The organism is Pseudomonadota bacterium (genome assembly GCA_016719885.1).
Classification (GTDB): domain Bacteria; phylum Pseudomonadota; class Gammaproteobacteria.
In genome coordinates this window covers 306,867-320,837 of record JADJYF010000001.1, presented here as the reverse complement: position 1 = coordinate 320,837, position 13,971 = coordinate 306,867, and the positions used below count along the sequence as shown (strand labels likewise).

Below are 13,971 nucleotides of genomic sequence, written 5' to 3'. Positions count from 1 at the left end.
CGAGTTTGACTGGCAGGTTGACCGGGCGTGGGGCCTTGATCCGCCCCCGGTGCGCTCCCGCTGCTGGTTGTATGTCTCCCGCCCTGTCGCGGGGGCGTAAAGATAGCATGGCAAGTGACCCCGCCACCCCTCCTAGAAAGGTTGTCAGGCGGGCAAAACAGCGACGCTTTCGCGTGCATTGCAGCATCGCCGCGCCCGCACCACGACGGCGCGCGTGACGGGCGTCGACGTGCCAGGCAAGCGCGCCCGACGAGGGCTCCTGCGCATACACTTGCAGCTTCCCGCGCCGCGCGCCGCGGCGTCATTCCCCTCAACAAAGGAGTACAGCTCGCCATGACATATAAACTGCTGGGCGCCAACGTCTCGCCCTTCGTGCGCAAGGTGCGGGTATTGCTGGCCGAGAAAGGCATTGCCTACGATTTCGAACCGGTCAGCCCCTTCGCGCCGCCGCCCAACTGGCGAGATGTGAGCCCGCTCGGCAAGATCCCGGCCTTCATGGACGGCGACAAGGTGGTGAATGACTCGACCGTGATCTGCCAATACATCGAGCGCAAGAACAAGGCCGTGCCGATGCTGCCGGCCGACGACGATGGTTACATCCGCGCACTATGGCTCGAGGAGTACATCGACGGCGGCTTCGTGCCGGTGGCCGGCGCCAAGGTGTTCTTCCCGTTGATCGTCGCGCCCTTGCGCAGCAAGGCGCCGCCCGATGCCGCCACGCGCGCCGACGCCGCCAAGGCCGTCGCCGAAGAACTGCCGGCGTTCTGGGCCTACATGGAAGCGCAGCTCGGCGACCGGCAGTTCTTCGTCAACGACACGCTGACGCTCGCCGACATCGCCATCGCCTCGATGCACGTCAACCTGCTGCATGCGCAAGTCCAGGTCGACGCCGCGCGCTTCCCGAGACTGGCGGCGTTCATGCAGCGCATGTTCGCGCGGCCGAGCTTCAAGGCGCTGATCGAGGAAGAAGCGCCGATGTGGACGCTGAAGAGCGCCTGAGCGGCGCCGAGCGTGGCGGTGGCGCGCGCCGCCGCCACGGCTTTCAAGTCGGTGCGGCTGCGCGCCGCTAAGGCGTGACCGTGCTGGTCACGCCGCGCTGAATCATGCAGGTGGTGGTGCCATGGGCGTAGATCACGCCCTCGGCGCTGCGCAGTACCGCCTGCGACACGCCAACGCTGCGCGAGATGTGCACCAGTTCCGATGCCGCGATGAGCGGCGTCGCCAGCGGGATGGCCTTCACCAGCTTGACCGCAAGGTCGACGGTGATGTGGCGCGAGGCCTCGCCGAGGCTGGTGTAGATGGCGAGCCCCAGCACGGTATCGAGCACCGTGGCCGCGAAGCCGCCATGCACCGAACCGATGGCATTGATATGCCGTTCGTCGGCGCGGGCCTGCATCTCTATGCGTCCCGGCGCGAAGGAAAGCAGGCGCAGCGGCACCGTTTCCCACATCGGCGGAGGCGGTAGTTCGCCCGACTGATAGCGCGCGAGGCGCGCCAGCGCCTCATGATTGACCTTAAGCACGAATTGCGGCCCCGTTCACGTTTATCGACACAGGCCGCGCATCATGCCACACGCGCCGCGCAGCGCGCGCAGGCCAGGAAAAACGCGGCGCGGCAAGCGTTTGCCGCATTCCCGGCAACACTTGCCATAGCGTCCTAAAGTTCTTGCCGCGAGCGACCGATAACTCTCCCCGGAGGCGGTGAATATTCGAAATCGAATATATCCGTCAAAGATAAATGACGCCGCACAACACTCTCGGCGTCCTCTCATAGGAAGCATTTCCATGCCTCAGTCAATCAATACCAACGTCGCATCCCTCAACGCACAGCGCAACCTCAACAAGACGCAGATGGATCTCAACACCTCCATCCAGCGCCTGTCTTCCGGTCTGCGCATCAACTCGTCCAAGGACGACGCGGCGGGCCTCGCGATTTCGACGCGCATGAGCACCCAGATCAGCGGCCTCGCGGTCGCCGTGCGCAACGCGAACGACGGTATTTCCATCGCCCAGACCGCTGAAGGCGCGATGGACGAAATGACCAAGTCGCTGCAGCGCGCCAACGACCTCGCCCTGCAGGCCGCCAGCTACAACACCAACGGTGACCGTTCCTCGATGAACCAGGAAGTCACGCAGATCATCGACGAGCTGTCGCGCGTGGTGAACCAGACCCGTTACAACGGCCAGCAGCTCCTGACCGGCGGCTTCAGCGCCGACGTGCAGGTTGGCACCAACGTCAACGAAACCATCAACGTCTCGGTCAACAACCTGTCGCCGACCGGCCTCGGTGTGGCTTCCGAGTACAGCACCATCAACTCGGCTTCCAACGCGACTTTCGCCGACCGTATCCGCAACACCCGCGACACGGCCCTCGACGGCAGCGCCGACAGCATCAACGGCACCGTGCTGGCAGCGGTCACCGCCGGCCAGAACTCGGTCAACAAGATCACCGCCATCAACGCCGTCAGCGGCACCACCGGCGTGAACGCGTTCTCCTACGGCAACGCCGCCGTGGCCGCCAACGACGTGCTCGACGCCGACGCCACCGGCGCCGCCGGTCAGACCATCGGCAACGGTGCGGTGACCATCAACGGCGTGTCCATCGACGGCAACGGCGCCAACACCACCATGGATGACCTGGTGGCCAACATCAACGCCAAGTCCGGTGAAACCGGCGTGACTGCAGTCAATGATGCAGGCGCCGCCGCCAACCAGAGCCGCCTGGTGCTGATCAACCGCACCGGCGCCGCCATCACGGTCGGTATCAACTCCGCTGCCGCCGCCACCGCGACCGGCTTCGCCGCGGGCACGACTTCGGTCGACGCCGGCGCCAACGGTCTCATCGTGCTCAACCAGAAGTTGAACTCGACCACCGTCACCTATGACGCCGCCGCCACCGGCACGGCCATCACGGGTGTCGCTTCCGCCACCACCACGCTGGCGAATGCACCGGTCAACGCGCAGAGCGTTGCCACGCAGTCGGGCGCCAACCTGGCCCTGCTGGCCTTCCAGTCAGCCTTGGACCAGATCAACAGCAACCGCGCGGTACTCGGCGCGAAGCTCAACCGCTTCGATTCGACCATCCGCAACCTGCAGAACGTGTCGGAAAACATCTCCGCCGCTCGCGGCCGTATCCAGGATGCGGACTTCGCGGCGGAAACGGCTTCCATGACCCGCGCGCAGATCCTGCAGCAGGCAGGTATCTCGATGGTTTCGCAGGCCAACTCCCTGCCCCAGGCGGCCCTGTCGCTGCTCAAGTAAGCGGAGTTTGACGGCGAAAGCCAGTGTGACGCGCCCGGGGTCTCGTGCCCCGGGCGCCATTGCAACGGAGAGGTAGCGTCATGGTCACTCATGTCGCCATACAAAAATTGCCGGCCACCGTCACCGAGTTGCGCACGCAGCGCTCGTCGGCGGCCGCTTACAGTAATACCGCCGAGGCGACCGCCCCGCAGCGCTCCGCGCAACAGCCACGGGAAGTTTCCGGTGAGCTGCCGCCGGTCGACGCGAAGCTGCTCGAGAAGGCCGTCAAGGATCTCAGCAAGGGCGTGCAGAACCTGCAACGCTCGCTGCAGTTTTCCGTGGACGAGAGCAGCGGTCGTACGGTGATCAAGGTCGTCGACAAGGACACCCAGGAAGTCATTCGGCAGATCCCCGAACAGCAAGTGCTGGAACTCGCGGCGCGCCTCGATCAAAGCGCCGGCGTGTTCGTACAAGACGAGGCCTGAGTCGCGGCGCGCGTGCCGCTTGCCCCCGCATCGCCGCGCGGCCCTTGGCCCCGAACTTGCAATGTTTCTCTCGCGAAACGCCTCCCGCGCATCGCCGCACGGTGACCCGTTCGCCGACGAGGACATTGAAGGAGTGAATACGTGGCATCCCTAAGCACCCAAGGCGTCGGTTCCGGCCTGGACATCGCCGGCATCGTCAGCAAGATCATGACCATCGAGCGCCAGCCGTGGGTCAAGATGGGCACCGCCCAGGTCGAAATGCAGGCGCAGCTCAGCGCCTACGGCCAATTGAAGAGCGTCGTCTCGCAGTTCCAGACCACCGTCTCCGATCTTTCCGACCCGACCAAGTTCAAGGCCACCAAGGCCACCTCCAGCGACGCCAAGATCCTGACCGCCACCGGCAGCGCCGACGCCAGCGCCGGTTCCTACAGCATCGAAGTCAAACGCCTGGCCGAGACCCATCGCCTGATCGCCGGCACCACGTTCGCCGACACCGGCACGACCAAGATTGGCGCCGCGGGCGACACCATGGCCATCACCGTCGGCACCAAGAGCTTCACGATCGAAATTGGCAACAAGACGCTGGACGAGATCCGCACCGCCATCAACAGCTCGAGCGCCAATACCGGCGTGACCGCCTCGACCATCAAGGATGCCTCGGGTTATCACCTGAGCCTGTCGGCCAAAAGCACCGGCTCGGCCAACCTGCTCGACGTCAAGTTCCACACCCTGGCCGATCCGGTCACGGATCAGCCCGATCCCTTCGCGCTGGCCACCATCAATACCGATCGCAACGGCAGCGGCGGATTCACCAGCGCCGATCTCGACGCCGAACTGAAACTCGAAAACACCTTCAGCGTGACGAGCTCCAGCAACTCGGTCACCGACGTGATTTCCGGACTGACCTTGGACCTCGTGACCGCCGGCACCGTCAACGTCAACGTGTCGCGCGACGACGGCAAGATCCAGAGCAACGTGCAAACCCTGGTTTCGGCCTACAACGCCATCTTCAAGCTGACGAACGATCTGAAGAGCAAAACCCTGAGCAGCGAACGCGGTTCACTGTTGAACATCGAGTCGCAGTTTCGCGATGCGCTGCACGCCAAGTCCGGCACTTCGAGCGCGTTCAAATTCCTGGCCGAGATCGGCATCACCAATGGCGCCAACGGTACCGGTCTTGCGCTGAACACGGCGATTTTCCAGGAAGCGCTGAACAAGGACCCGGCAGGCGTCGCCAGCATGTTCACCGACGCCACCAGCGGCGCGGCGGTGCGCTTCAAGGCGCTGGCCAAGAGCATGCTCGATGCCGGCGGCATCTTCCCGGCGCGCGAAACCAGCATGAAGGCGCGCATCGATGCCAATTCCACCGCGCGCGCCAATCTCGAATTCCGTTTGAATCGCAAGGAGGCGGCGCTGAACAAGCAGTTCAATGCGCTGGATGCACTGGTCGCCGGGCTCAACAGCACCAGCAACTACCTGACGACGCAATTGAAACAATTCGACGCAAATAAAGACGCCTGATCGATTCAGTACGAACGATCGAGGTCGATAAACTGAGACAAGAGCACTCACACGCGCTGGTTCGTGAACCGCGGCAAGCGGCCACGACCACCAACGGTCCCCACGGCCGATAGGAGATTTGATGAGCTACCCACCCAACGCGCTCAACGCCATCGACGAATACAGCCGCCTCGCGCTGCGCACCGATATCGAGACCGCCTCGCCGCATCGACTGATCCTGCTGCTGATGGACGGCGCCCTCGACAAGCTGCGCGCCGCGCGCACCGCCATGGTACGCGGCAACATCGCTGCCAAGGGTTCCAACATCACCTGGGCCATGTCGATCATCGACGGCCTGCGCGCCAGCCTCAACCACGAGCGTGGCGGACAGATCGCCGCCAATCTCGACGCGCTGTACGACTACATGACGCGCACGCTGGTAACGGCCAACCTGCACAACGACGACGGCAAGCTCACGGAAGTCGAAAAGCTGCTCGGCGAAATTCGCAGCGGTTGGAAGGGCATCGAAGCGCAGGTCGAGCGCGGCAACGCGGTGCCGGTGCAGAACGAACTCGGCGCGACCGCGCGCATCTACGGCTGACCATGGCACGCGTGATGAGCGAGCAGGAATGGGCCGACGCCGTCGCCGAACAGGTGCGGGCGCTGGAAGCCGCCGCCATCGCCACCGACTGGAGCGGCGCGGAACTGTGCACCACTTCGCTCGCCGCGCTGCTCGCCACGCCGCCCAACACCGACCGCGCCCATACCGAGGCGGTATTCATTCACGCCTACCAGGCGGTGGGCCGCGTCAGCGCGGCGGCGCGCGCCGCCCACGAAGAAGTGCGCGCCGAACTGCAGCAACTGGCCAGCGCGCGCAAGGTGGCGGCCGCCTACGGCTGATCGATACGCGTCATGCGCCTTCATGCGTGACGCGCCAATCACAGGCATAATCGCGCCGTGATTGATATTTACCCGTCATTCCGTCTTCGGCCTGTCGCGGCGGCACAGTCAGTGTCATGACGAGGTCCGCGCTCGATGTGCTGGTGGTGGGCGCCGGCTTCGCCGGCTCCGTGCTCGCCGAACGCCTGGCCAGCGCCGGACGCCAAGTGCTGGTGATCGACCGGCGCGAGCACATCGGCGGCAATGCCTTCGACGAGACGGACGCGCACGGCGTGCTCGTGCATCGCTACGGTCCGCACATCTTCCACACCCAATCGAGCCGCGTGTTCGCCTACCTGTCGCGCTTCACGAGCTGGCGACCCTACGAACATCGCGTGCAGGCGCTGGTGGAAGGCCGCTTCTATCCCATACCGATCAACCGCACCACCATCAACAGTCTCTACGGCCTCGACCTGGACGAAGCCGGCGTCGCTGCCTACCTCGCCAGCGTGGCCGAACCGCGCGATGAGGTCCTGACCAGCGAGGACGCGGTGCTGGCGAGTGTCGGCCGTGATCTGTGCGACAAGTTCTTTCGCGGCTACACGCGCAAGCAATGGGGGCTCGAACTCAACCAACTGGCCGCCAGCGTCGCCGCGCGCATTCCGACCCGCAGCAACGACGACGACCGCTATTTCACCGACCGTCACCAGGCCATGCCCGCGCAGGGCTACACGCGGATGTTCACGCGCATGCTCGGCCACCCGCGCATCCGCGTCGAAACCGGTGTCGATTATTTTGCCGAACGCCAGCGCTGGCGACCGCGCCTGACGGTTTTCAGCGGCCCGATAGACGCCTATTTCGACTACCGCCACGGCGCACTGCCCTATCGTTCGCTGGAATTCCGGCACGAACATCACGACCTGCCACGCTACCAGCACACCGGCACCGTGAACTTCCCCAACGATCACGCCTATACGCGCATCACGGAATTCAAATACCTGACCGGCCAGGACACGCGCGGCACGTCCATCGTCAAGGAATTCCCGCGCGCCGACGGCGATCCCTACTATCCGATCCCCAATCCCGACAACGAATCCCGCTACCAGCGCTACAAGGCGCTGGCGCGCGACGAACGCGACGTGGTGTTCGTCGGCCGACTCGCACAGTATCGTTACTACAACATGGACCAAGTGGTGGCGGCCGCGCTCAAGGCGGCGCGCGACGTGACGGGTATCGACGATGAATACACCAGCCTCGACAACTGACGCCCGCCGGCGGCGGTGGCGCGCGGACTGAGCGATGCGCATCCTGTGCCTGTTCAAACGCCGCTACATGCGCAAGGACGTCATCGTCGACCGCTACGCGCGCCTCTACGAATTGCCGCGCCAGCTGGCCTTGCGCGGCCATGAAGTGCTCGGCCTGTGCCTCAACTATCGTGGGCGAGCCGCGGCTTTCACGAGCGTGGACGCACAGGGCGCCGGCCGTCTGCGCTGGCAGTCCTGCGACCTCGGTGCCACCCTGCTGCCCGGCTTGCTCGATTACCGCCGTCTCGTGCATGAGGCCATCGCGGCATTTCGGCCGGACATCCTGCTCGGCGGTTCCGACAGCCTGCACGTGGCCATGACCGCGCACTTCGCGCGCGCCGCGCGACTGCCCTACGCGCTCGACCTGTTCGACAACTACGAGAGCTTTGGCCTGGCGCGCCTGCCCGGCCTGACCCGCGCCTATCACCATGCCCTGCGCCATGCCGACGCGGTGACCTGCGTGAGCGAGCCGCTGCGCGCCATGATTGCCGCGCGCCACGCGCCGCCGGAACGCGTCAGCACGCTGGAAAGCACCATCAATCACGAGCTCTTCCACCCGCGCGACCGCGCGGCGAGCCGCGCGCGCCTGGGCCTGCCGGCCAATGCACGCCTGGTCGGCACCGCCGGCGCGCTCGACGCCTCGCGCGGCATCGCCACGCTGTATCGCGCCTACGAGCGGCTCTCGGCCGCGCATCCCGATCTGCACCTGGTGCTGGCAGGTCCTCGCGCCGGCGCCACGCCCCTGCCCGATGCGCCGCGCGTGATCCATCTCGGCGAATTGCCCCACGAGCGCATCCCCGAGCTGTTCAGCGCGCTGGACGTGGCCGTGATCTGCATGCGCGATACCGCCTTCGGCCGTTATGCCTTCCCGCAGAAGGCCTACGAGATCATCGCCTGCCGCACGCCGGTGGTGGCAGCGCGCGTGGGCGCGCTGGCCACGCTGTTGAGCGGCCAGGCGCACAGTCTGTACGAGGTCGATGACATCGACAGCCTGCAGCGCTGCCTCGCCGCGCAGCTCGCCGCGCCGTCGCCCTGCGACATGCCGGTGCCGGACTGGGCGGCGCAGGCCGCGCACCTCGAAGCCGTGCTCGAACAAGCCTGCGCCGGCGCGCCGGCGCGGCAACGGATCCTGGCCCATGTGGACTAGTCTCCAGAAGCTCCTGTTCCTGCTGAGCGGCGCCGAGCGGCGCAGCTTCGTGCTGCTGGTGGTACTCATGATGTTCGAGGCCATCCTCGAGATGGCCGGCGTGGCGGTCGTTCCGCTCTACATCACCGTGCTCGCCTATCCCGACAAGATCATCGACAACCCGCTGCTGCGCGATGCGCTGTCGCCGGCCTGGCAGGCGTGGCTGACGCGCGAACACCTGCTGATCTGGGGCGGCGTGGCGATGTTTTCCTTGTACGGCGCCAAGACCGCCTACGTGGTGTTTCTCGCCTACTGGAAGGCGCGCTTCGCCCAGACCCGCGCCTTGAAACTCGGCACCCGCCTGTTCGCCGCCTACCTGCGCGCGCCCTATGTCTTCCACCTGCGCAACAACTCGGCGGAGCTGCAAAGGAACATCAACCAGGAATGTCAGCAGCTCGCGGTGCGGGTGTTGATGCCGATGGTGGAGTTCTTGAGCAACGGCTTCATCCTGTGCGGCATCAGCGCGGTGCTGGTGGCCATCCTCGACCTGCGCGTGCTGGTGTGGTTGGCGGGATTTCTCGGCGCCGGCATCGGCATCGCGACCTTGCTGCAGAACCGCGTGCGACGCCTCGGCGTCGACGCCCAGACCTATCGCGGCGCGGTGATCCGCAGCGTCACCGAGGGCTTGGGCGGCGTCAAGGAAGTCATCGTGCTGGGTCGCACCGCCTACTTCCTGGCACGCCTGCGTGAAGCCTTGATCAACGTGTTTCGCATCCAGCGCACCATGCAGATCATCCAGCGCGCGATCCCGCAGCTCATCGAGCTGACCGGCATCTTCGGCCTCATCGGCGTGACCTTGATGCTCTATCAACTCGGCAATGACAACCAGGAGATCATCGCGACCTTGAGCGTGTTCGCGGTGGCCTTGACGCGCATGAAGGGCGCGGTGCGCGGCCTCATGGATTGCTTCACGGAAGTGCGCCACAACGCCGCCTCGCTCGACATCGTGTACGAAGGCCTGCGCACGCTCGAACCCTTGCTGGACGACGTGACCGCTGCGCACGCACCGCTGCCGTTCCGCGACAGCCTGGAACTCGCGGGCCTCGCCTACCGCTACCCCGGCGCGCCGCACGACAGCCTGTGCGATGTCGAGCTGGTCATCCGGCGCGGCGAGGCCATCGGCATCGTCGGCACCAGCGGCGCCGGCAAGTCGACGCTCATCGATCTCGTGCTCGGCGTGCTGGAACCGGCGCGCGGCCACATTCGCGTCGACGGACAGGACATCCGCGACGCCATGCCGGCGTGGCAGGCCAATCTCGGCTACGTACCGCAGGCCTTGTTCCTGGTCGACGGCAGCTTGACGGAAAACATCGCGCTCGGTCTCGACCCGGCCGCGGTCGACGTCGAAAGGGTCGAGCGCGCAGCGGCAGCGGCCGAACTCGGGCCCCTGCTGGCGCGCCTGCCCGACGGACTCGCCACCGCCATCGGCGAACGCGGCATTCGCCTGTCGGGGGGCGAGCGTCAGCGCATCGCCATCGCGCGCGCCCTCTATCACAATCCCGACATCCTGGTGATGGACGAGGCGACCTCGGCGCTGGACAACACCACCGAGGCGGCCGTCATCGAAGCGGTGGCGGCGCTGAAGGGCAATCGCACCATACTCATGATCGCCCACCGACTCAGCACCGTGCGGCGCTGCGATCGCATCGTGTTCCTGAAAAACGGCACCGTCGACGCAATCGGCACCTATGACGAATTGCGGCAAGGCCATGCGGAATTTCGCGAGATGAGCAGCGCATGAGCCAGGGCCTCGGCGCCGGCGTGCGCGGACGCCTGTCGGTCATCATCCCGGTCTACAACTATGCGCATTTTCTGCGCGCCTGCGTGGAGAGCGTACGCGCACAGAGCGTGGACGACGTCGAAGTGCTGGTGGTCGATGACGGCTCCACCGACGACAGCGCCGCGGTGGCGGCATCGCTGCCCGGCGTGCGTTACATCCACCAGGCCAACCAGGGGCTGTCCGCCGCGCGTAATACCGGCATCGCCGCGTGCAGCGGTGAATACCTCTTGTTTCTCGACGCCGATGATCAGCTCGCGCCGGGCACGCTGGCCGCGCGCCTGGCCTTCGCGCGCGCGGAGATCGGGCCCGGCGTCAGCGTGTGCCGCACGCGCCAGTTCCTGCGCACCAACGAAGCCGGCGAGGCGCTGCCCGCGGCGCCGTGGTGGCTGGCGCCGCGCGATCTCGATCTGCGCCTGTGGCATTTCAATATCGCCCCGCCCCACGCCTGGCTGCTGCACCGCGCGGTGGTCGACGCGGTGGGTGGCTTCGACACCGAACTGCGCGCCTGCGAGGACTACGACTATTGGCTGCGCGCCCTGTGCCTCGGCCACGCGCCGCGCTACAGCCCGGCGGGCCTCGTCTACTACCGCAAGCATGCGGCAAGCATGTCGGCCGACAATCGCCAGCAGCAGCATCACGACGTGTTGCTGCATGAGCGGGTGTTCGCGGCGCTGGCAAGTTGTCCGCAGGCACAGGGCGAAGACCCGGCCTGCGCCCTGCTCGCGGCGGTGTCCGGCGCCTTTACCACCCTCTCGCGTATCGCCGGCGACGACTACCAGCGCCTGTTGAGCTTGTTGGCCATGCAGGCCGATGACGACACGAGCCTGGCCAGCAGCATTGCGCCGCGCCGCGTGCTGCGCGACTACTACCTGTTGAAACTGCTGGATGCCGGCGCGCTGCTGCGCGGCCGCGATGCCCGCGTCGTGCCGCTATTCGACGCGCTGCTGGCGCGCCTGCGACGACAGGGCATCACCGTTCAAGACACGCGCGTGGCCCGCCGCGTGGCGATGTTGGCCGACATCGTCCGCGATGGCGGCGCGCCGCTCGTCGACCGTTATCGAGTGGCGCGCTTGGCCTTGAAACTGTAGGTGCGATTTAAATCGCACATTCAGATCCGTTCTTAAGTGCTGTCCCTGTGGGTCAGGCTTCAGCCTGACACCGAAGCCTGCGCGTGCGCTCGCACCTACAGCGGATCGTGCAGGCGCGCGCCTATGCCGCCATCCACCTGTAGCGCGGCGCCCGTCACGTAGCGGGCTTCGCGCGAAGCAATGAAGACCGCCATCGCGGCAATCTCCGCCGGCTCGCCGAGGCGCCCCAGGGGCTGCATAGCGGCGACCCCGGCCAAGGCCTGCGGGTCGCGGGCGAAACCCGCCAGCAACATGGGTGTGGCGGTGGCGCCGGGGCGGATCTCGTTCACGCGTATGCCGCGCGGCGCGAGATCGAGCGCCATCGAGCGCGTCAAGCCCGCCAGCGCGGCCTTGCTCACCGCGTAGGCGAGAAAACCCGGCTTGGTGAGCTGCGCATGCACGCTGCCGATGTTCAGCACCACGCCCTGGTGGGCGGCGAGGCTGTCGAGCAGGCAGGCCGCCAGGGCATAGGGCGCGCTGACGTTGACGTCGAGACTGTGACGCAGGGCATCGACCGATACCTCGCCCGCCGCGCCCAGGGTCTGCACCGCGGCGTTGTTGACGAGCACACGCAGGGCCGCGCCGCGCGCCGCGGCCAAGACGTCTGCGCTGAATGCCGCGCGCCGTGTTTGGTCGGCGACCAGCAGCGCGAGATCGAGCGCGATGAATTCGTCGCACTCGCACTCGCACGGCGCCGCATCGGTGGCGATGACGCGATAGCCGGCGGCGCGAAACGCACGGCACAGCGCCGTGCCTATGCCGCCACCGGCGCCGGTGATGAGCACCGCTTCGACGCTGCCGCTCATCGCGCGGCGCTCAACAGGCGCGCCAGTTCAGCGATGGCCTTGCGACTGGTGCGGCGCACCGCCTCGGCGGTGTTGGATGCATTGTGAGAGCCGAAGATCACACGCTCGAAGCTGCGCAGCGCATGCGCACCCTGCAGCGGCTCGACTTCGAACACGTCGAGGGCGGCGCTGTGGATGCGGCCGCTCGAAAGGCCGTGCAGCAGCGCGTCGGTGTCTATCAATGGACCGCGCGCCACGTTCACCACGCGCACGCCATGACGGCAACGCGCCAGCACCTCGGCATTGAACATGTGACGGTTGGCAGCGGTCAGCGCACAGGTGAAGACCAGGAAATCGCAGTGTTCAACGCCGTCGGGCCAGGCCAGCGGCGCATGGCCGTCGTCGCGCGCGGCGCTGGCCGCGGTCTCGCCAGGGTCGTAGACCTGGACCGCGAGCCCGGCCACCGCCAGGCGCCGCGCGGTGGCGCGCCCGATGCTGCCATAGCCCACCAGCCCCACGGTCTTGCCCTGCAGTGACATGCCGGCGGGCTTGGGCCATTGCCCGGCCCGCACGCCGCGATCGACCACGAACAATTCGCGCGCGAGACCGGTGACATAGGCCATCGCGTAGTCGGCCACTTCCTCGCCGAACATGTAGGGCGTGTTGATGAAACCGAGGCCGAGCGCCTGGGCAGCGGCCACGTCGACGTTGTCGATGCCTATGCCCCACTTGACGGCGGCCTTGAGGCGCCCGGCGGCGCCGGCCTCGAGCACCGCGCGCGTGGCCGGGTCGTCGCCGATGATCCAGCCGTCGCAGTGTGGCAGACGCGCGATCAATTCCTGCTCGCTCAGCACCTGCACCAGTTGCGGCGCCTCGACCTCGAAGCCACAGGCCGCGAAGTCGTCGCTAAATTCACCCAGCATGCCGAGCATTGGCGGGCAACTCAGCAGCACCTTGTATTCGGTCATGAAACGGCCCTCGCGGAAGCCATGCCGGCGGCAAGCAGGGCGGCGACGTTCCAGTCATCCTGGTCATCGATGTCCACCGCTTCGCGTTTTGGGATCGGGAACAAAATCGGCTGGTCGCCGATGCGCGCCTGGTTGCGCGCGAAGCTCGCGGCGCTGAACAGGTACATGCAGGAATTCTCCTCGAACCAGGGTTCGAGATCCTGGGTGCGGATGAGATTGGCCGGGTCGTGATTGATGGCGCTGCCGTCGGCCCGGTAGAAGCGGGTCTGGTGACGGGTGACCGTGAACAGCGAATCGGCGGTACCCGACGCGAGGCCGGCCTCGTAGGCCGCCAGCGCGCCGCGGATGGTCGCCGCCGACAGGAACGGGTTGGTGACGTGGGTCATGAGATAGCTGTCGGCAGGCACCGCCGCGATGTCGTCGGCGATGACGAGGTTCATGCTGACGAAATCCCCGCACAGGTCGGCCTTGCGTTCGCGCAACAGCACGCGCGCCTGGGCAAAGCGCGGGTCATCGACGAGTTCCGCGCTGGCGTCGGTATTGACGACCACCGTCGCGATGTCGTCAATCGCCAACAAGGTGTCCAGCATCCAGGCATACAGCGGCTTGTTGCCGAGCAGGCGGAAATTCTTGCCCGGCACCCGCTCGCTGTGGGCCTTCATCGGCAGCAGCGCCACCAGTTTGCGCGCGCTCATCGCGACGCCCCGCGCACGCGGAA

The 13,971-nt window shown here is 66.4% G+C and carries 14 protein-coding genes; 10 read left to right on the top strand and 4 right to left on the bottom strand.

The window, feature by feature from the left end:
• Positions 1-333: 333 nt before the first annotated feature.
• Positions 334-999 (top strand): glutathione S-transferase family protein, encoded by a 666-nt coding sequence (locus IPM80_01465; GenBank protein ID MBK8957112.1) that lies wholly within the window; start codon positions 334-336, stop codon positions 997-999.
• Between the two features lie 67 nt (positions 1,000-1,066).
• Here the strand turns inward: IPM80_01465 and IPM80_01460 are convergent, their stop codons facing one another.
• A complete protein-coding gene (locus IPM80_01460; protein MBK8957111.1) occupies positions 1,067-1,522 on the bottom strand; it encodes a PaaI family thioesterase in 456 nt (151 codons plus the stop codon).
• A gap of 262 nt (positions 1,523-1,784) precedes the next feature.
• Here IPM80_01460 and IPM80_01455 point away from each other — a divergent pair, with 262 nt between their 5' ends.
• The 9 genes from IPM80_01455 to IPM80_01415 all read left to right on the top strand — a co-directional run bounded on the left by IPM80_01455 (position 1,785) and on the right by IPM80_01415 (position 11,461).
• The gene (locus tag IPM80_01455; protein MBK8957110.1) at positions 1,785-3,260 is read left to right on the top strand and encodes a flagellin; all 1,476 of its coding nucleotides are present in this window, start codon (positions 1,785-1,787) and stop codon (positions 3,258-3,260) included.
• An 80-nt stretch (positions 3,261-3,340) separates the two neighbouring features.
• Positions 3,341-3,724: a flagellar protein FlaG gene (locus tag IPM80_01450; protein MBK8957109.1), complete on the top strand. Its 384-nt coding sequence runs from the start codon at positions 3,341-3,343 to the stop codon at positions 3,722-3,724.
• Positions 3,725-3,865: 141 nt separating this feature from the next.
• A complete protein-coding gene (fliD, locus tag IPM80_01445) occupies positions 3,866-5,245 on the top strand; it encodes a flagellar filament capping protein FliD (protein ID MBK8957108.1) in 1,380 nt (459 codons plus the stop codon).
• A 121-nt stretch (positions 5,246-5,366) separates the two neighbouring features.
• Positions 5,367-5,825 carry a flagellar export chaperone FliS gene (gene fliS / locus IPM80_01440; protein ID MBK8957107.1) on the top strand — a complete coding sequence of 153 codons (459 nt, stop codon included), beginning with the start codon at positions 5,367-5,369 and terminating at the stop codon, positions 5,823-5,825.
• Between the two features lie 14 nt (positions 5,826-5,839).
• Positions 5,840-6,124: a hypothetical protein gene (locus tag IPM80_01435; GenBank protein MBK8957106.1), complete on the top strand. Its 285-nt coding sequence runs from the start codon at positions 5,840-5,842 to the stop codon at positions 6,122-6,124.
• Between the two features lie 116 nt (positions 6,125-6,240).
• On the top strand, positions 6,241-7,368 hold the full coding sequence (gene glf / locus IPM80_01430; GenBank protein MBK8957105.1) for a UDP-galactopyranose mutase: 1,128 nt from the start codon (positions 6,241-6,243) through the stop codon (positions 7,366-7,368).
• Positions 7,369-7,402: 34 nt separating this feature from the next.
• Entirely contained in the window at positions 7,403-8,554 is a 1,152-nt protein-coding gene (locus IPM80_01425; protein ID MBK8957104.1) for a glycosyltransferase family 4 protein, read from the top strand.
• Positions 8,544-10,334 carry an ABC transporter ATP-binding protein gene (locus tag IPM80_01420; GenBank protein MBK8957103.1) on the top strand — a complete coding sequence of 597 codons (1,791 nt, stop codon included), beginning with the start codon at positions 8,544-8,546 and terminating at the stop codon, positions 10,332-10,334. The genes IPM80_01425 and IPM80_01420 overlap by 11 nt, the downstream gene beginning before the upstream one ends.
• Positions 10,331-11,461 carry a glycosyltransferase gene (locus tag IPM80_01415; protein ID MBK8957102.1) on the top strand — a complete coding sequence of 377 codons (1,131 nt, stop codon included), beginning with the start codon at positions 10,331-10,333 and terminating at the stop codon, positions 11,459-11,461. The genes IPM80_01420 and IPM80_01415 overlap by 4 nt, the downstream gene beginning before the upstream one ends.
• Positions 11,462-11,556: 95 nt before the next feature.
• Here IPM80_01415 and IPM80_01410 read toward each other — a convergent pair whose 3' ends face one another.
• From IPM80_01410 to IPM80_01400, 3 genes are read right to left on the bottom strand one after another with little or no spacing between them, the layout of a single operon-like run.
• Positions 11,557-12,306 carry an SDR family oxidoreductase gene (locus IPM80_01410; protein ID MBK8957101.1) on the bottom strand — a complete coding sequence of 250 codons (750 nt, stop codon included), beginning with the start codon at positions 12,304-12,306 and terminating at the stop codon, positions 11,557-11,559.
• Positions 12,303-13,253 (bottom strand): phosphoglycerate dehydrogenase, encoded by a 951-nt coding sequence (locus IPM80_01405; protein ID MBK8957100.1) that lies wholly within the window; start codon positions 13,251-13,253, stop codon positions 12,303-12,305. Before IPM80_01405 ends, IPM80_01410 begins: the two co-directional genes overlap by 4 nt.
• Positions 13,250-13,915, bottom strand: coding sequence for an acylneuraminate cytidylyltransferase family protein (locus IPM80_01400; protein ID MBK8957099.1), 666 nt, complete (start codon positions 13,913-13,915; stop codon positions 13,250-13,252). The genes IPM80_01405 and IPM80_01400 overlap by 4 nt, the downstream gene beginning before the upstream one ends.
• Positions 13,916-13,971 lie beyond the last annotated feature (56 nt).